Genomic DNA, 18837 nt, shown 5'->3' on the forward strand with positions numbered 1-18837 from the left:
GCATGGGTAAATATCACGATCACGGCAGCAATGCCGTGAATCCATCCAGCTTGGACAGACTCATTTTTGAGGTCCCCTTATCATTATTTATTCAATCCTATAGTTGTGCTTAGATGGTTATCTGCTTCAATTTCCGGATGGAAAAACCAAAGGCGATTTTTTTGTTTAGCTGCTTGATTAGTAGTACTCGGTTGCGCTCAGGTGAGCTGTTCGGGTTCATTGCATGATGAGCGGGCGAGATACTTAGGGGAAATTTGCAATACATCTTGAGCCATTTTTTTCTTGATCTCGCGGCGGGAGAACTGTTGCACAAAATCATGGCGTGACGTTTTCTGTATCTTCAGACGGTGTAATGCATCAATAGCACTGTCGATATTGCAGGGAGGGAATAGTGCTGCGTTTTTGATTCGTTTCTGTGCGAACCTTCCAGCGTAGCCCGACAAGCCGCCCCAGATTGGTTTGTCTGTCGCGGCGTACTCGAAAAGTTTGGAGGGCAGTACGCGACGGAAGGCCTTTAAATTATTGAGATGTAGAAACAAAACATCAGCTTGCTGATAAATACGCAGCAATTGCTCGCGCTTCATCGGTGGCGAAATTCGTACGTTCTTGACTTCAGCGCGATCAAGAGCCTTTCTCAAGGTTTCCAGAGCACCGCCGGCTCCTATTAGATGAAAATCGACCTTGTCAGCCAAACGCTTAGCCAATTCGGGAAGGATTTGATGTAGCCCTTGCCCAGTTCCAATATTGCCGGCATATACAACCTGCAACTTTTCAGAGCGGTCTTGGGGAGCAGGCAGTTGAGGGGTTGGAAACTGCTCGATGAATAGATCATCTACACCATTGGTGTAAAGCGTGAACTCCCGTCCAGGGTAGCGGGTGGTAAAATAAGGCAAGAAACCTGGAGAGATAAGATTCACCCTCGTTGCTTGGCTGACTGTCCACCGCTCTATGGGGGAGAAGATTGATGCAGCTAATTGGCCCCAGCGAAGTGGGAGTAATTCTCGTAAGGTATCTACGAAGATGTCGCGAATGTCGAGATATAGGCCGCATCCGTTGCGTTTTGAGATCAGGGCACCTAGAGATGCCGTCATCAGTCGTGATGATGTAGCAAAAACCAGATCATACTTTTTCTTACGAGTGATCTTTATGGCATTGAAAGCGAAGCTGGCAAATGCTCTCGCTTGATCCCTAATACCGCTCCGATGCGCAGGAACGTCAATCCGCCTGATTGTCAGTAGCGGCAAGCGCTCAATATTCACCGCGGTGGCCCTGAAGGAGTGGTATCGGTTCGGTTGAGTGGTAACAACTTCAATCTCAACGTGATCTCCCAGTTCGGCACGAAGTGCATTGACAAGTGCTTCCGCACGGAATGAACCAGCAGAAAGGTCTGGTGGATAGTAGAAGCTCAGCAGGAGGATCCGCGTGGTCATGATCTTGCCTGCGGTGAGTTTGATGCCGGAGAAAGGACCTGTTGGTACAAATCAACCAGACGCGACTCCTGCTCCTCCCAGTTCAAGGTGCTAGAAGTAATGCGTGCATTCTGCGAATAGACGTTACGCAAGCTGGCATCGGAAACCAGTTTGCTGAGGGCTTTTGCAAGAGCCGTTGCATCATTGGCTGGAACGAGCAGTCCAACATTATGGCTACGCACGATGCGGCGGATCTCCGGGAAATCCGTCGCGACAACTGGTAATCCGGCATTCAAGTACTCAAACAATTTATTCGAGTCGGTGGTGTAGTGATTAAGGCAAGTGTTCTCAATCGGTTGTACACCAATGTCCGCAGAGGCCGTATAGCTGGGTAGTTCTGCAAGCGCCACCGTTGGTATGAAGCGCACTCGCTCTTGCAACTCCAGCTCTTCACTAAGCCGCATCAGGCTGTGAGTTAGGCGTCCTCCACCGATGAACACGAAATAGGCATCTGGTACATTTGCCGCGGTATAAATGAGTTTCTCGAGGCCACGGCCTTGTTGCAGGCCACCTTGATAAACAATGATTGGCCAATGCTCAGTCAGACCAAGCTCCTCACGAATTCGGTTTGTGGGGCTGCAATGCGTCAACCGTGGACGGTTCTGGAGCACTGTCGGTCGTGTGATGTGATATGCCCGGGCAAAATACTTTGCGCGAGCATCCGTGGTCGTGATCGTGCCATCTGCTGTGGGCATAAGTCGTTTCTCAACCATGCCCACCAGTCGGCGGAAGCTGTCGTAACCTTCACGACTGGTACTGATTTCATGGGCGTCGTAAACCAGGCGTGCACGGCTCAACCGAGAAGCCAGCCAAGCTGTCGGCAGTGTGTTTACATCGTGTGAGTGGACCACGCTTGCGCCATAGCGGACCATATGAACGAGAAGGCCTATGTGGGTCCAGGCGCGGGCGATGAGGCGCAATATCTGATGTTTAAAACTTAGTTTACCAATGGGGCCCTGACTTGTGCTGGTCTGAGAGGACTTTGCGGAAGCGGTTCTTCCTTTACGCCAACGCCACAGCGGGCTACGTGCTACGCGGAAGACTTCGATTCCGCCTTCCAAGCGCTCTTGCTGCTGTGTAATGCCGGGAGTGTGTAAGGCGAATACTCGGACTTGATAACCCGCCCCTTGCAATGTCTGGGCTTCCTTGAGTACTCGGGCATCATTAAGAAACTCATTCCAGACGATCATAGCGATTTTTTTCATTTAATCGACTCCTGCCCAACTTTTTGGGTTTTTTCTGCCTCAGTTGCAGCAAGAATGTCATCCAGCAACCTTAATGCAGCTGGATAGTCCTTCCTTAGCAGGAATTTTTCAAAACTATACATGAATGCCGACAGCACAATATCATCGGTAGTCGTGTTTACGAGGCTTGCGCGGTGGCTGCGAGCAGCTTCGATCGCCTTGCAAAGGCGCTCCTTTTCACCGACGGGCCAGTTGCTTCCAACAGCTTCAATCCGCCAACTACTCCAGTGGCTAAGTTGATACTGATTTGAGGCGGAAACAAGTAGTGCCTCTGAAGTGATGTCCAGTGATACGATCTGTCGCGGTAGATCGTTGAGTCTTCCGACAATCAACTCAAAAGAGTCTAGAAGGCGTTCTACCTTATCTGCCTCTTCAGGGGTGGAGCAGACAAAACGCAGCGGTTCTATGATGTTCCTGTCCAGGCGTTGCTCCAGATAAGGGCGGGTACGGCTGAAACGCAATATTAATTCTCTGGCTGGTTCGCAACGAAGAAGCTGCTCGTTAATTGCTACGACGCCATCGCCAATTTGACGACGGATCAGTTTCTTATGGCCATTTAGGCGGAAAAGGTGGCAATCGACTCCATGTAGCAAGTAATGTCCAAGCCACTTGAGTGATGGCAGATCTGGTTGATACTTGAGTAGCAAACGTTCCTGCTCAGCCAGAGTGGCAATGTTGTTGCCGAACAGCTTGGCTAAGTACTCTTGAGGGTTTTCGTTATTCAGTACGGTGATGTGAAATGCATAGACATCTACAGCATCAATCTGGTGCCAGCTGATTTGCAGCCCATTGCTAGTATCGACACCCGCTTGGCCCATGAGTGTTTCTGCCCAGGCTTCACGACTGGAAGGACTAAGCAGGCATTCGAGTTGCTGGTTGTTCTGCCGTTGTTCGAGTAATGGCTGGGACTGGAAGAACATGGCGTTGATCTGACGATGCTGCATGCGCAAGCTGACAACGTCCTGCACCATGCTGGTCAAGCGCTGCAAGGCTTGGCGCATAACCAGTACCGCAATGACTGCGTGAAATATGCGCTGGTGTGGGAAGTACAAGAAGTCGGCAACCAAGCAAAAAAAACTAAGCAGGAACCCAGTGGCTGAAAGCGCATTGAGAATGTTGCTGTGGTTTTGCTGGAAATGGACCTGAGCTTTCGGGCTGAAATTGTATGCCGTGATGCACAATAGTGTGGCAAGCACGGTGTAGCCGAATACGACGACTAGTAGCTTTGGATAGATTATCAGGAGGGCCATGGTGCTAATGACAAAGAAAAGCGCCGCAGCCATGGCTCGAGTGAATCTCGAGTATGCATAGGCCGCAATTTTTTCCTGATTTTCAAACATATTTAGTTTGGCGCTGCGTAATAGCAAAGCTCGCGCACCTTGACGGCAGCGGTAAGCGATCAACAGCTCACTGAGCAGATAGAGCACATAGCACACTGCCGCGGCCGCACTAAGAGATACGATCAAGTGGTTTTTCTTCAGTACTTGGAAAGCGCTGGGGAAGTAGTTCGGTATTTTTTCCGAGCCCAGTAAGATAATTACCTTTAAGGGAAGGAAAAAGGCGAGCAGCAGGAAAATCTGGCTCGCCAAGGTTGTGATCTGCACAGTAATGGTCGTGAAGGGCACAACCCGCAGAAGCTTGATGCCTATCGACAGACACCAGCCTAGCGTCGATCTAATATGATGCTGAAGCTTCATCTGGAGATGATATTTTCAATAGTGTGGTTCGACGCTGGTTTGATCATTTTTCTTGCCAGTAAAGAGTTGCAATGGTCATAGTCTTTGCGTCGTTGTTGACAGTGGTATAAATGCCGCCGATCACTGGCAGGTCTTTCTTGTAGTACTGGACTTTGAATTGGCTGCTGTCACTGCTGATAATCTTGCGAGTAAAGCCTGCGTTCTGCAAGTGCATGTATACATCGTTCTCGGCCAGTTTGTCTGCGGTCGAATAGCTGTATTCGTGCAAGCTCATTTTCCCGGCGGTGTTCGGCTTTTCATAAGACTTCATGTGCTTGGCGTTCAGCTGTAAGATCGAACCGTCGGTCAGAGTAAGTTTCGCTTTAGACTGCGCACTTTCTGCGGCTTGGGAGTCAGTTTTTGCAGGGTCGATGTCTTGTTGATCGCAGCCGGAAATGGCGAATGCAAACAGGGAAAGTAGAGCGGCGGTTTTGATTTTCATGTTCCGGTTATTCCTTTGGATCAAATCATGACTCGTGCGAGTAGCTGTTTGGCAACAGTTTTGTAGTAGGTGCTGTCGTAGTGGTAGGGACAGAATGCCCACTTATGATCACCACCCGCAACCAGCCCAGCTTCCAAACCACCTATTTGCTCAACGGCGGTGGAGGAGTCTTCAAGGCTGGCAAGCATGGGATCGATAACCGAATTATTAAGTTCGATCAAACGTTCAAATTCACCGCCTTTGAAACTTTCAACTGTATTGTCAGACCTATAATTCTGCGCCCAAGTCGCCTTGTGAACAAAAATATTCGGACAGATAGTCGCAACTCTATCAATGAATGCGGGAAGGGCCCACTCCCGAAGCTGCTGGACCTCAGGGCTCCAAGGTCGCTTAATTTCATGGGCGATGCCTTTGCGTTCAAGTGCTTTCAATAGCGGACCGCTAGCAGACATGAGCGAGTTTTGGTGCTGAATTATACCGATTCGCTCGTCAATGAAATCTATAATTACGATGTCAGGTCTTGACTGCTCAAGCAACTGCCAATGAGATTTCATTTTGTCCAATAGGGAGCAGGACCCCTCAAAAGAACTGGAATCAATTGTGATCCTGGGGTCAGTGCACGGAGGAGACATCCACGAGATTACAGAAGTTCGTGCCATGTAGAAGCAAACTTCAAAATTGCTTAACGCGCCCTTCTGGAAGTCGAACAAATCTCGCGTGGCTGGTGATCCGAGAATTGCAACGCGGATTTTATCCTTGAGTGGGCCAGCAGGATTAGGGCGTACTGCGGTACGTTCAAGCCTTGCTTTTCTGGCCATTAGAGCATCAAGGGCGGTATTTGGTTGCTCTGTGCCTTTATTCAGCTCTACCTTAATTTGGTTGCGCACGTTACCAAGTTTTTCAAGATACTTGTGCGGCATGCCAATAGGTGATTGCTTCAGAAGCGCCGAAAGGAAATCGAGGCGTTGTTGGCTCAGGCCGAAAGCACGCAGCTGTGACTCTTCTAGCCCCGTAGTTTTGTTTGTGTCACCAAGAATGCGTGCTCGGGCACCGAAAAAGTAGGAGTCACTCAAAGGGTGCTTAGTATAGGTGTAAAGCGGCTGCTTTGACTTAAGCAGAATGTGCTTTGCATTGACCTCCTGCTTTTTCAGGGTTTCAACCACCATATGGTGGGCATACTGAGTGATGCTCCGAGTCTTTTTGCCGCTAGTCTTGTCCACCAGTGTCAGAGCAAGTGCCAATGTGTCGTAGGTCACGGCACGGTAGCAGTCATCGGATGGAAGGAACTCAAGTCCATTGTGCAGCGAAATCAATAGCATGCCTTCGGAATGTTCTTCCGACCGCGCATGCTGCTGGATGGTATCTATCACATCCTGATGAATGCAGTCATCGTCATCTATTCGCGATGTGAGCACAATATCATCACGCGTCTGATCCAAGATTTTAGTCACTTCCCTGTTGGTCAGTGAGTAATCACTGACCTTAAGCGTCTTGGCATTTAAGCCCGACGAAATAATTGCCGCCTCAAGGCGCGCTAGGTGTAGGACTGGGAGAGCTTCGTCTATGAAGATCGTCCACTCAAAGTCTCTGTTGCGTTGGTTGGCGAGGGACGGGAAGACCGTATTGGTGAAAATCTCCAGCCGATACGACAACCACAGCTCATCCTTGATTCCGATGCCAAAGTTGGTGAAAACGTAATGTTTCAAAGACTTGCTCATATCTACTTCAAACGTCTCGGAATATATTTAGTTCAAGGGTGGCCATCTTCTTCCAATCGCTTTGGCTTCGCACGCGCTCTGCAGCTTGGCGCGACAGGGTGGAGAACAGCGTTTGATCCAGATAGATGCGTTCAAGGGCTTCGGCCAGTTGTACGGCGCTTTCCGGTTCAACGACAAAGCCACTTTCCTCATCCACGAACTCCGGAATTGCTGCCACACAGGTTGTGACAGGGACCAGACCGGAAGCCATGGCTTCGTCCCGCGATACGCCTTGGGTGTCCATTCGGCTAGGGCACAGGAATACCCCGTGTTCCTTGTGCAGTGCGGCAATCTCCCCATGGTTGAGGAAGCCACGCTCGATGTGCACGTTCGAGTAAGAACGCAGCGGTGCTAGAGTCTCTTCGAACAATGGTCCATCGCCCATGAGTCGGAACGACATGTCCTTGAACCAAGGTTTTTCTGCCAGAAGCTCAATGGCCTTGACGGTCAAGTCGTTAGCGTACGTCCGCGAAGTGTACGGGCGGATAGATAATACCTTTTTACGCTGCTCTGGTGCTTTCTGAACAAAATTGAAGTTTTCGGTATTGATTGGATTGTGGATGATTTCGTACTGATCTTCTGGCAGACGGAAGCCAAGGTCTTCCATGACTTCTTCTGCAAAGTAGCGGGAAACGAACACCAGCTTCAGGTTCTTGTGCATCGGCTGCAGGATGTCGCGCCAGAAGCGCATGCGTTTGTCGCTGGCAAGCTTGCCCAAGTGCAGCTGTTCGTCGGTGCTGAAATTATACTCGCGACGCCACCACGGCTGGATTTCAGAGCCATGGACCCAGACGATGATTGGGGTTGTGTTCAAATACGGGCGCAACGCATTCCACATAGTCTCGTCTAGGAAATGAACGAGAATCGACTTATAGTGGTTCTTCTCCAGCATTTTTGCCAAGGTAGAGCGGCAGCCGGTAACCACGTCGATGTTCTGGAATTCCTGATAGCTGACAGTCTCATTGTCGCGCAGGCGGAAGACATCTACCTCGACGCCTTTTTGCTGATACGCCGAAATTCGGCTATGCACAAACTTATTGCGATATAGGTCTGCGTAAGCTGGGTAGTGGTTGGTCAGCAGCAAATGCTCACCGCGGCCCATCATTTCAGAGGGTTGCAAGTTACGATGGCCAAGCACCAGGGCTTTCAACTCTGTGCTTCCTGCTGCATAGGCGCGAAGGCCAAAGCGAATATAGACCGTTTCTGGCGGCAACTCGGCTGTCTGATTACGATTGGCATACTGCATGACATGGCTGATCCGCTGCTTGTCTGCATCGAGGAACAGCACTACGAGTTGCAAATTGAGGCCTGGGGTGCAATCGAGGAACAGTTTGAGTTTACCGTCTACGCAACCTAGTTCTTCTACGCTGGCTTCGTGCTTTGCATAGATGTATTCGTGCTTGCCGTCTGCCAGCTTGGAATGTATATGCCAGCTATCGCCGTCAACCGAGAGATCAAGGAACTTGTTGCGAGAGACACCAAACATTTCGTCCAAGCCGCGACCACTGATTTCAGGTGCATCACGGCTGACTTTCAGTGGCGCAATGGACTGCGCACGTGCCTGCAATTGGTCAATGGCTATGCCGAGGTTCAGCTCAAGGTCGTTGACCTTGGCGCCGATACCTTCATGGTGTACAGCGCCGTTCTCGCAGTAGTTGAACGGGTCGATGGCCACGCTTTGGGCATGGGTGTACTGCAATGATGGCAGGTTCTTCAACCAGCTGAGTATCGGCTGGGCCTCAACGATTTCGGTCGCAACCAACGATCGGCGGGCACTTAGCTTGTGGGTCGGGCGATAGGCTTGTTCGTTCGACAGCAGTTCGGCATTCTGGCTCTTGCAGGTGAAGTGTGCCGCTTTACCGACTACCTGGGCACGGCTGTAGCGGGTTGCCAGTGCCAGGTCGAGCAGGTAGTTCGGTCCGTAATAGTCGCTAGGCTCAAAAGCTGCGACCCAAGGTGTATTGCCAACCAGTTCTCCAAGCGAGGTCTTCTTCAGATTAGCCGGTTTAAGCACCTGTATGCGTGGATCATCGCCGACGATACTGCTCTGGTAGGTATCGCTGATGACGATCATTCGTACTTGGCTATAAGTCTGGCGATCCAGGTTGGCACGCAACAAATCGAACTGCTCGCGGTCTTGCGCTTCGCCGATGACCACAATCTCCGGCAGGCGCTGGGCCTTTGCGGTACCGGTGACCTTGCTCATCACGTAATCCAGTCGCTGAGTGTAGGTATGCTCCTGCATGACTTTGCGCAGGGCAGCCAGCCGCAGTTTGTCTGCGTTCAGCGGGTCTTCCGCCAGCAGTTGCAGGCGGCGGAGCATTTCTTCGCCGTTGTCGGTGGTAACAACCAGGTCGCCGAACAGCAGGCGTACGCCGCGAGAGAAGTTGCTCACGGTGAGGGTGTTGCAGCCGAGCAATTCGAAGACGCGACGGGCAAACATCGATTGAGATTGTTTGATCGAGTTCAGGTTGATCGCGTAGCGATAGCCCTTGTAAGCCGTGTCGATTTTCTCGAAGGGAAGGGTACCGACGATGTACGGTTGGTATTCCGCGGGGAACTGGTAGTTGACGTCGTTCTTGCCGAAGTTGCGATCGAAGATTTCCAGCGGACGGAACTTCGGCAACTCGCAGACGAAATTACCCAGGTCGCGGGTACGCTCCGGGTAACGCGCGTAGTAGGCGCCAGCGAAGCAGAAGGCGTCTTTGCGCTCGTACAACTCGATCGGGTTATGCAGCGCTGGCTGGCAGGCGAACGGCAACAGGTAGACGCGGTCGTGACCGAGCGCACCTTTATAGCGGTGAATGCAGTCGATATCGGTGGTGAATACGTGGTCGAACTGCTTGGCAGTGGTCAGGAAGGTTTCGAAGTGAACCGGGTCTTCCTTGTTCCAGAACACGGTCGGTACCTTGTTCTGACGGCACCAGGCCAGAATGTCCTGCAGTTCCTGGCCGTTATGGCCAACTTTGCTGCCCCACAGGTCATCCTTGCCGCGCCAGGCGGACTCGATGAACAGCAGTTCTGGACCAAACCCTTCGATTTCTGCTTTCCAGTTGGCTGGCGTTAGCGGCATCAGGTCGCATTCATAGCGGTAGGAGCCGAAAGTGAACTCATCCATCACGCACGCCACTTTCAGGCGACTGACAGGCTGATCAGCCTGGCGCAACAGAGTAGTGCGGCTGTGCTCGCTGGTCGGCAGGGCCGCCGGCAGTTTCAAGTAGTTCTCGTCCTGTACCACAGGTGCCGGCGGCAGCAGTGCCTTGCGTGGTTCGTTGGCCAGCAGCTTCTGCTCGTTTTGCTGGCGTTGCTGGCTGGCTTTGCGGTATAGGCGCAGCAGGCGTACGGGCAGCTTGACCAGGCCGCCCAGTGAGGTGGCGCTGTTCTTGATCTGGTAGCCAAGCTGATAGGTCATGCTTGCGCGGGTTTTCACCAGGCGCTGCTCTGCCAGATTGCGCTGGGCGTTAGCGCGACCGAGGTTTTCATTGAGTTCGTCGATCTTACGTTGCTGAGCGGCGCTGCGTTCCAGCAATTGATTGATGCTGGCCTTCAACTGCGGGATTTGTTCGCCTGTCAGGGCGCGATACTTCATGTTTGCCGCGCCAAGGCCTGCCTTGGACGAGTTGATCTCAGATTCAAGTTGTTGGCGCAGACTCTGCCATTGTTCGTTGGTGGCAGCGAGGCTGGCCTCGGCTGCCTGGCGGCTGGTGCTTTCAAGCAACAGCTGCTCTTCAAGCATGTCTTTGGCCTGGCCAAGCGACTCAACGGTCTCTGCCAGAGCCGCTCGCGCTTCTTCAGATTCAGTTTTGGCGAGTGTCAGCTTATGCAACTGGTCTTCCAACTGGGAACGTTGTTCAATCAAGGCATTGATTGAGCTTGCCTGAGCGCTATGCTCACGCTGGCTTTGTGCTTGAGCGTCGTTCATTAACTGCAACTGCTCTTCCAACTGGGAACGTTGTTCAACCAAGGCATTGATTGAGCTTGCCTGGGCGCTATGCTCACGCAGGCTCTGCGCTTGCGCGTCGTTCATCAACTGCAGTTGAGCTTCCAATGCAGCTTGATGAGCGCGCAAGTCGGTGATGGTGGCGATATGGCTATCAATGACTTCCCGCGCCTGAGCCAACTGATCGTTTGCAGCCTTGAACTGCTTTTCCTGCGCCAGTTGCTTCTCTGCGGCCCCCCGCAGTTCCTCGGAAGCCTCCGTCAATTGCCTTTGTGTTTCGGCGTGCTGATTCTGGAGCTTCTCGTATCGCTGTTCCGCGTCTGCGAGGCTTTTTGTGTGAGCCTCCTCAACCGCCACGAATTTCTGTTCCAGCAGGCCATATTGTTCGGTAGCTAAACGATACTTTTTGTTGGCTTCCACCAGCCGCTGCTTGACCTCATCAAGCTCATGAGCAATCTGAGCCTTGGTGTCGAGGCATTCCTGGTTGGTTTTTTGCAATGTGGCAATGTCTGCTTCACGGTTTTGCAACTGTTTGGCAAGCGCATCAGCCTTTTGGGCTTCCGGTTTGAGCTGGGCGATCTGCTCAGTAGCGCTGCGGTACTTCTTGTTCGCTTCATCCAGACGCTTGCTGATGGCCCCGAGATTTCCACGCAACGTGCGCTCGATGGCTTCGAATGCTTTTTCCAGATCACGAACCCGATCAACTGTCAGCGAGTCGATTACACCTGGTTTATGCGTTTCGCTTTTCACCGCTACGATGCCCAGCCACTTGCCGAGCACCTTGACTTCGACAATCTGCAAGTGCTCGGCCAGCAACCGGAACGGTTCCATCAGGTAGAACGTGTGCTTGTGGTCAATGAAGTCATTGACCCCGAACGGTACGGTAATCACCAGGCGGCCACCCTGCTTGAGCAGGTCGTGGGCCTTTTCGACGAACAGCTCCGGTCGCACCAGGTGTTCGAGCACTTCGCTGATGACAATGGTTTCCGGCTCAACCTCGAGCGTGTCCAGCGCGAGGAAGTCTGAATTTATATACGTGACGTTCTGCTGGATGTGGGCCGGTTCCGCAGACAGGTAGCCCTTGGCCTCTGAGATGGCCTGCGGGCTGGTATCCACACCGGTGACCTGGCAGCCTTCACGTGCCAGCAGCAGGGGCACGATGCCCTGCGAGCAGCCGACATCCAGGATCCGGCGCCCTTTGACCTGGGCGCAGATCCAATGGATGCGGGACTGCGTTTCCCGCATGAACTGCTCCCCCAGCTTGCCGTAATAGGCTTCCATCACACGGTCATGAATATCGGCCAGAGGTGAAGGCAGCTCTGTGTTCACGGTAGGTTTCTCAAGCGTGGGGTTGTTCATGCGGTTTGCTCCATCAAGCCTGGGTAACGCCGGCGGCGTCGATCACGAATGCCGCGTCGCGCACGTTGAAGGTGCCGCGGAATTCGCGGTGCTTCACTAGCAGTACGTGGATGTCGGCGCTGTCCTGGGCAAAGTCGAAGTCCACGTGCTCGTGGCGCGCCAGGCGCTGTGGCAGGGCTTCGATGTTCGGCTCGACCAGTTGCAAGGTGGCTTCCAGCTCGTTGCCCAGGCGCTCGGCAATGCTCAGGGCAGGGCTTTCGCGCAGGTCGTCGATGTCGGCCTTGAAGGCCAGGCCGTAGCAGGCGATTTTTACTTGCTGTGCCGACTTGCCCGGGTTCTTGATCAGGAAGTTGGCCAGGGCCATCTTGACCTTGTCGATCACCCACTCAGGCTTGCTGTCGTTGACCACGCGGGCGGTGCGGATCAGGCGCGCCTGCTCTGGGGTCTGGCTGACGATGAACCATGGGTCGACGGCAATGCAGTGGCCGCCCACGCCTGGGCCTGGCTGCAGAATGTTGACGCGCGGGTGGTGGTTGGCCAGGCGAATCAGCTCCCACACGTCGATGTCCAGCTTGTCGCAGATGATCGACAGTTCGTTGGCGAAGGCAATGTTCACGTCGCGGAAGCTGTTTTCGGTCAGCTTGCACATTTCTGCGGTGCGGGCGTTGGTGACGATGCACTCGCCTTCAACGAAGGTCCGGTACAGGCGTACGGCCGCTTCAGAGCACTTCCTGGTCATGCCGCCGATGATGCGGTCGTTTTCCACCAGCTCGCGCAACACGTGGCCTGGCAGCACGCGCTCAGGGCAGTGGGCAACGCGGATATCGGAGTCTTCACCGTGGGTTTGCGGGAAGGTCAGGTCCGGGCGGGCCTGGGCCAGCCAGAAGGCCATCTGCTCGGTAGCGCCGACAGGGGAGGTGGATTCCAGGATGACCAGGTCACCCTTTTTCAGCACGGGCGCGATGGCCTTGCTGGCGGACTCGATGTAGCTCAGGTCCGGCTGGTGGTCATCCATGAACGGGGTTGGCACGGCGATCAGGAAGGCATCGGCAGCTTCCGGAACGGTGGAGGCGCGCAGGAAGCCCTCGGTCACGGCAGCGTGTACCACCATGTCCAGCTCAGGCTCGACGATGTGGATTTCACCACGATTGATGGTATCGACTGCGTGCTGGTTTACATCGATGCCGATCACGTGCTTCTTGCGAGCGGCGAAAACGGCGGCGGTTGGCAGCCCGATATAGCCCAGGCCTACGACGGAAATCTTGTTGAAGCTCATGCTACTTCCTTGGAACGGGAGAAGTTGGAAAGTGCGTCGAGGATTCGCGCGCACGCTTTTCCATCGCCGTAGGGGTTGTGGGCAAAGCTCATCTCGCGATAGGTCGCATCGTCGGTCAGAAGTTTCGCCAGGTTTTCGGTGATCGATTCCACGTCGGTGCCCACCAGCTTGACGGTACCGGCGGCCACGGCTTCCGGGCGCTCGGTGGTGTCACGCATGACCAGTACCGGCTTGCCCAGCGCGGGGGCTTCTTCCTGGATGCCGCCGGAGTCGGTCAGGATCAGGTAGGAGCGGGTCATCAGGTAAACGAACGGCAGGTAATCCAGCGGCTCGATCAGGTGAATGTTGTTGACGTCGGCCAGCAGACGATTGACCGGTTCGCGCACGTTCGGGTTGAGGTGTACCGGATAGACGATGTCCACGTCAGGGAATTGACGCGCGGTTTGCACCAGCGCCTGGCAGATGCGCTCGAAACCGCCACCAAAGTTTTCGCGGCGGTGGCCGGTGACCAGCACCATGCGGCGCTCAGGGTTCAGGAAGCTGAACTGGTTTTCGAACTGGGTTTTCAGCTCGGGGCTTTCCAGCTTGCGGACCACTTCCAGCAGCGCGTCGATTACGGTGTTGCCGGTGGTGTAGATGGTCGCGGCGTCTGTACCTTCACGCAGCAGGTTGTCCTGAGAGGTGGAGGTGGGCGCGAAGTGCAGGGCGGCCAGCGCGCCGGTCAGGCGGCGGTTGCCTTCTTCCGGCCATGGCGAATACAGGTTGCCAGTGCGCAGGCCGGCTTCCACGTGGGCAATCGGAATCTGCTGGTAGTACGCGGCCAGGCTGGTGGCCAGGGTTGTTGCGGTGTCGCCGTGCACCAGTACCACGTCGGGCTTGAACTCGGCCAGCACAGGCTTGAGACCCTGCAGGATGGCTGTGGTCACATCGGTCAGGTCCTGGCCGGGCTTCATGATGTTCAAGTCATAGTCGGGCGTGATCTCGAACAGCTCCAGTACCTGGTCGAGCATCTGGCGGTGCTGGCCAGTTACGCAAACACGCGACTCGAAACGGTCGTCTTGGGCAAGGTTGAGGGCCAGGGGGGCCATTTTGATGGCCTCTGGGCGTGTGCCAAATACGGTGAGGGTCTTGAGGGACACGGCGACGGTCTTCTGTGTATTGAGTAAAGGCGATTGGATCTGGTGTTTACGGGGTGCAGATCACAGGTATTGCGCAAATCGGCCGGGGGGAGTGGCCTAGGGGGCTCCACACACGCAAGCGCGAACGGGGGGCTTTGAAGGTGGTGAAGAAAAATTCATGTGGCTCGGATCCTTCAAGCGTAGCGGTTGTCCAATGCCCGCAAATTTATCATTTCGTCATCAAGATGACATCCCGTGTGGCACGTTTTTTTCCGCTGATCGTCCGAATTTGCCCCTATCTATCGGGGGATTGGATCCTATTTTTGAAAGTTGCATCAAAAAAAACGATTGTTTGATGTTATTCAGGCATCATGCCAATAAAGTCAATACAACCGAGACATACGACGAATGGGCTGGGGCCTTGTCCGGCAAGGCTTGTGGGAAAAACAACAGCTTTTGGTCTGAATGAAACCTAGGTTAAACGGGAATTTACCTAGCGGCGATTTGCTATCGCCTTTGTTTCATGAACTTATCCTGAAATATGGCGTAATGCCATTGCTTTTTGGGTGGGCGAAGTTGCTTTTTTTAATGTTGGATTCGGTAACGATTAACCGGGTCAAGAGCCTTTTTGCAAAATGGCAGAGCCGCTAGGGTTGATTGCGCAGCCGAAGGAAACCGGCTGCTGGAAAATGACCAACCCAGGAGTGTTCACCATGCGTAACAACGTTCTGTCGTACCTGCTGCTGCCGCTGTTCGCCAGCCTGTCCTTTTCCCTTAGCGCTGCCCCGGCCAGCACCACGGCGGTGGCCGAGCCGGTGCCGGTGGTAACCCAGCAGCAGGCCCAGCAGCCGCAGCGGCTGGACCTGAACACGGCTGATGCGCTTACTTTGCAGAAGGAGCTGAACGGGATAGGGAAGGCCAAGGCTGAGGCCATAGTGGCCTACCGGGAGGCCAATGGGCCGTTTGCTTCGGTGGATGAGCTGCTGGAGATCAAGGGTATTGGTAATGCGTTGCTGGAGCGTAACCGGGACAAGGTGATGGTGGAGTAACGGGGGAAGGGCTGGGGTTTGTGTCCTGGCCCTGACCTTCATGAAGTAGACGCTTCAATTGGCTGGTTGACGCGTTCCCTGTGGGAGCGGCCTTGCGTCGCGAAAGGGCTGCAAGGCAGCCCCAGCAATTTGTGCAGTGCCACTGAAACCCGGGGGCCGCTTTGCGGCCCTTTCGCGACGCAAGGCCGCTCCCACATGGACCGTATCAGCCGGTCAGACCGTTCCAGCGCCGGCAGGCGCGCTAGCGGTCCTGCGCATCCTTGGCATCCGCTTCGGCATTGCGCTCATGCACCTTGCGCAGCTGTTCTTCGGTCAGTGGCAGTTTTTTTGCGGTGTCGCGCAGCAGCATCAGCCCGCCGACGATCGAGCCGAGGGCTATGATGAGTATCAGCCAGGCATACCAGGGCATTGTCGTTCTCCTTTGCTGGTGATGGGCAGCGCTTGTACAAATGTTGAGCAATTGCCCGTTCCGTTGGTTCAATTATAGGAGCCAGCCATTGTCGGGCCAAATCCGTGACCCGCGGGCCCCAAAGCCTGCGCCACTTCGTTTACAATGCGCGCCGTTTTCGACTTGCCAAGAGACCCTGCCCATGTCCGCCTGCCAGACGCCCCTGATCGTCGCCCTGGATTTCCCTACCCGTGAGGCCGCCCTGAAGCTGGCTGACCAGCTTGACCCTGCGCTGTGCCGGGTGAAGGTTGGCAAGGAGCTGTTCACCAGCAGCGCTTCGGGCATTGTCGAAACTCTGTGCGACAAGGGCTTCGAAGTGTTCCTGGACCTCAAGTTCCACGACATCCCCAACACCACCGCCATGGCGGTGAAGGCTGCGGCCGAGATGGGCGTATGGATGGTGAACGTGCATTGCTCCGGTGGCCTGCGCATGATGGCGGCCTGCCGTGAAGAGCTGGCCAAGCGCAGCGGCCCGCAACCGTTGCTGATTGGTGTGACCGTGCTGACCAGCATGGAGCGTGAAGACCTGGCCGGTATCGGCCTGGATGTCGACCCGCAAGAGCAGGTGCTGCGCCTGGCGGCGCTGGCCGAGAAGGCTGGCATGGACGGTTTGGTGTGCTCGGCGCTGGAGGCCCCGGCGCTGAAGGCGGCGCACCCGTCGCTGCAGCTGGTGACCCCGGGCATTCGCCCGGCAGGCAGTGCGCAGGATGACCAGCGCCGTATCCTCACCCCGCGCCAGGCACTGGATGCAGGTTCGGACTACCTGGTGATCGGCCGCCCGATCAGCCAGGCTGCCGACCCGGCGCAGGCGTTGGCTGCGGTTGTGGCGGAGATTCGTGGGTAGGTACCCCGCGTTGTGAAAAAAGGCCGGCACGAGAGTGCTGGCCTTTTTTATTTGGCTTGTTACATGGCACCGCCTTTGACGGTGATCGCCGGCAAGCCGGCTCCCAAGGTACAGCGTCGGGCTCAAGGGGGGGCGCTGTACCTGTGGGAGCTTTCGGCGATGACGCCAGTGTTGGCTACCTCAATCTCAAACCTTGAGTACCAACTTGCCAAAGTTCTCCCCACTGAACAGCTTCAGCAAGGTCTCGGGGAAAGTCTCCAGCCCTTCGACCACATCCTCCTTGCTCTTCACCTGCCCACTGGCCAGCCACCCGGCAATCTCCAGCGCGGCCTTGCCGTAGTCCTTGGTGTAATCCATCACCACAAAGCCTTCCATGCGCGCGCGGTTTACCAGCAGCGACAGGTAGTTGGCCGGGCCTTTCACCGCTTCCTTGTTGTTGTACTGGCTGATGGCGCCGCAAATCACGATGCGTGCCTTGAAGTTGATGCGGGTCAGCACGGCGTCGAGGATGTCGCCGCCGACGTTGTCGAAGTACACATCCACGCCTTTGGGGCATTCGCGCTTCAGGCCGGCCAGCACGTCTTCGGCCTTGTAGTCGATCACCCCGTCAAAGCCCAGTTCGTCCTTCAGGTACTGGCACTTCTCGGCACCACCTGCAATGCCGACCACTCGGCAGCCTTTGATCTTGGCAATTTGCCCGACAATGCTGCCCACCGCGCCGGCCGCGCCGGAAATGACCACGGTGTCACCGGCCTTGGGCTGGCCGACGTCCAGCAGCGCGAAGTAGGCGGTCATGCCGGTCATGCCCAGTGCCGACAGATAGCGGGGCAGGGGCGCCAGGCTGGGGTCGATCTTGTGCAGGCCCTGGGGTTCGCCAGTGAAATAGTCCTGCACGCCAAGGGCGCCGCTTACATGGTCGCCCGGCTTGTAATTGGGGTGGTTTGAGGCAACCACTTCGCCAACGCCCAGCGCGCGCATCACCTGGCCCAGGGCCACGGGCGGGATGTAGGACTTGCCTTCGTTCATCCAGCCGCGCATGGCCGGGTCCAGCGACAGGTACAGGTTGCGCACCAGCACCTGACCTTCGCCGGGTTGTTCGGCGGGCACGGTCTCGAAGCTGAAGTCGTCACGGCGCACGGCGCCGACCGGGCGTTTGGCGAGCAGGAAGCGGCGGTTGGTGTTGGTCATGGCGGGTCCTCGTAGGCATTGAAGGGGGAGGCGTCAAATCTACCCTGTTGATGTAGGCAGGTCCGTAACATCACTGACAAGCATGGTAGCCCAACCGGTGGGGTGATGATGCTGCCCGTGCGGGTGGTGGCTGGCTATGCTCTGAACCCCACCAAGCACGCTTTGGAGCACGCGATGAGCATGACCTTTTCCGGCCAGGTAGCCCTGGTCACCGGCGGCGCCGCCGGCATCGGCCGGGCAACTGCCCTGGCTTTCGCCCGGGAGGGCCTGAAGGTGGTGGTGGCCGACCTTGACCCTGTCGGTGGCGAGGCCACTGTGGCCCTGATCCACGCGTCGGGCGGGGAGGCGCTGTTCATTGCCTGTGACGTTACCCGTGAAGCCGAGGTGCGCCAACTGCACGAGCGCCTGATCGCTGCCTATGGGCGGCTGGACTATGCCTACAACAACGCAGGTATCGAGATAGAGCAGGGCCGCCTGGCCGAGGGCAGCGAGGCGGAGTTCGATGCCATCATGGGCGTCAACGTGAAGGGGGTGTGGCTATGCATGAAGTACCAGCTGCCGTTGCTGATGGCCCAGGGCGGTGGGGCCATCGTCAATACCGCTTCGGTGGCCGGTTTGGGCGCGGCGCCGAAGATGAGCATCTACAGCGCCTCCAAGCACGCGGTGATCGGCCTGACCAAGTCGGCGGCCATCGAGTACGCCAAGAAGGGTATCCGGGTGAATGCGGTGTGCCCGGCGGTGATTGACACCGACATGTTCCGCCGCGCCTATGAGGCCGACCCACGCAAGGCCGAGTTTGCCGCTGCCATGCATCCGGTGGGGCGCATTGGCAAGGTCGAGGAAATTGCCAGTGCCGTGCTGTACCTGTGCAGTGATGGCGCGGCGTTTACCACAGGGCATTGCCTGACGGTGGATGGTGGGGCTACGGCGATCTGAGCCGAAACCGCGTGGCCTTCTTGGCGGGGGT

General features: G+C 55.6%; 13 protein-coding genes. 3 read left to right on the forward strand and 10 right to left on the reverse strand.

All coding sequences use genetic code 11. From position 1 onward, the window contains the following. Positions 1–197 precede the first annotated feature (197 nt). From ACK1U9_RS16495 to wecB, 8 genes are all read right to left on the reverse strand, one after another. The gene (locus tag ACK1U9_RS16495) at positions 198–1430 is read right to left on the reverse strand and encodes a glycosyltransferase family 4 protein (RefSeq protein WP_342248242.1); all 1233 of its coding nucleotides are present in this window, start codon (positions 1428–1430) and stop codon (positions 198–200) included. After that, positions 1427–2674, reverse strand: a complete 1248-nt coding sequence (locus tag ACK1U9_RS16500; protein WP_449110032.1) for a glycosyltransferase family 4 protein — start codon at positions 2672–2674, stop codon at positions 1427–1429. The genes ACK1U9_RS16495 and ACK1U9_RS16500 overlap by 4 nt, the downstream gene beginning before the upstream one ends. Next, positions 2671–4317: a hypothetical protein gene (locus tag ACK1U9_RS16505; protein WP_449110033.1), complete on the reverse strand. Its 1647-nt coding sequence runs from the start codon at positions 4315–4317 to the stop codon at positions 2671–2673. The genes ACK1U9_RS16500 and ACK1U9_RS16505 overlap by 4 nt, the downstream gene beginning before the upstream one ends. A 136-nt stretch (positions 4318–4453) precedes the next feature. Next, on the reverse strand, positions 4454–4891 hold the full coding sequence (locus ACK1U9_RS16510) for a hypothetical protein (protein ID WP_342248245.1): 438 nt from the start codon (positions 4889–4891) through the stop codon (positions 4454–4456). Positions 4892–4911: 20 nt separating this feature from the next. Next, positions 4912–6609 carry a DUF6270 domain-containing protein gene (locus ACK1U9_RS16515; RefSeq protein WP_342248246.1) on the reverse strand — a complete coding sequence of 566 codons (1698 nt, stop codon included), beginning with the start codon at positions 6607–6609 and terminating at the stop codon, positions 4912–4914. A 7-nt stretch (positions 6610–6616) separates the two neighbouring features. Further along, on the reverse strand, positions 6617–11947 hold the full coding sequence (locus ACK1U9_RS16520; protein ID WP_449110034.1) for a glycosyltransferase family protein: 5331 nt from the start codon (positions 11945–11947) through the stop codon (positions 6617–6619). 13 nt (positions 11948–11960) lie between these two features. Continuing rightward, positions 11961–13223: a UDP-N-acetyl-D-mannosamine dehydrogenase gene (wecC, locus tag ACK1U9_RS16525; RefSeq protein WP_153671208.1), complete on the reverse strand. Its 1263-nt coding sequence runs from the start codon at positions 13221–13223 to the stop codon at positions 11961–11963. Next, positions 13220–14362, reverse strand: coding sequence for a non-hydrolyzing UDP-N-acetylglucosamine 2-epimerase (wecB, locus tag ACK1U9_RS16530; protein ID WP_085601049.1), 1143 nt, complete (start codon positions 14360–14362; stop codon positions 13220–13222). Before wecB ends, wecC begins: the two co-directional genes overlap by 4 nt. Before the next feature lie 692 nt (positions 14363–15054). Here wecB and ACK1U9_RS16535 point away from each other — a divergent pair. Further along, positions 15055–15390, forward strand: coding sequence for a ComEA family DNA-binding protein (locus tag ACK1U9_RS16535; protein ID WP_024086485.1), 336 nt, complete (start codon positions 15055–15057; stop codon positions 15388–15390). A 241-nt stretch (positions 15391–15631) separates the two neighbouring features. Here ACK1U9_RS16535 and ACK1U9_RS16540 read toward each other — a convergent pair whose 3' ends face one another. Continuing rightward, positions 15632–15799 carry a DUF2897 family protein gene (locus ACK1U9_RS16540; protein ID WP_010952850.1) on the reverse strand — a complete coding sequence of 56 codons (168 nt, stop codon included), beginning with the start codon at positions 15797–15799 and terminating at the stop codon, positions 15632–15634. Between the two features lie 181 nt (positions 15800–15980). On the opposite strand from ACK1U9_RS16540, the gene pyrF reads away from it, so the two are divergent. After that, positions 15981–16682 carry an orotidine-5'-phosphate decarboxylase gene (gene pyrF, locus ACK1U9_RS16545; RefSeq protein WP_010952851.1) on the forward strand — a complete coding sequence of 234 codons (702 nt, stop codon included), beginning with the start codon at positions 15981–15983 and terminating at the stop codon, positions 16680–16682. A 186-nt stretch (positions 16683–16868) separates the two neighbouring features. Here the strand turns inward: pyrF and ACK1U9_RS16550 are convergent, their stop codons facing one another. After that, positions 16869–17870 carry an NADP-dependent oxidoreductase gene (locus ACK1U9_RS16550; protein WP_046615513.1) on the reverse strand — a complete coding sequence of 334 codons (1002 nt, stop codon included), beginning with the start codon at positions 17868–17870 and terminating at the stop codon, positions 16869–16871. A gap of 174 nt (positions 17871–18044) precedes the next feature. Between ACK1U9_RS16550 and ACK1U9_RS16555 the strand changes: the two genes are divergently transcribed. Next, the gene (locus tag ACK1U9_RS16555; RefSeq protein ID WP_108480562.1) at positions 18045–18806 is read left to right on the forward strand and encodes an SDR family oxidoreductase; all 762 of its coding nucleotides are present in this window, start codon (positions 18045–18047) and stop codon (positions 18804–18806) included. Positions 18807–18837 lie beyond the last annotated feature (31 nt).

The sequence above is a fragment of the Pseudomonas sp. XP1 genome (assembly GCF_053557675.1).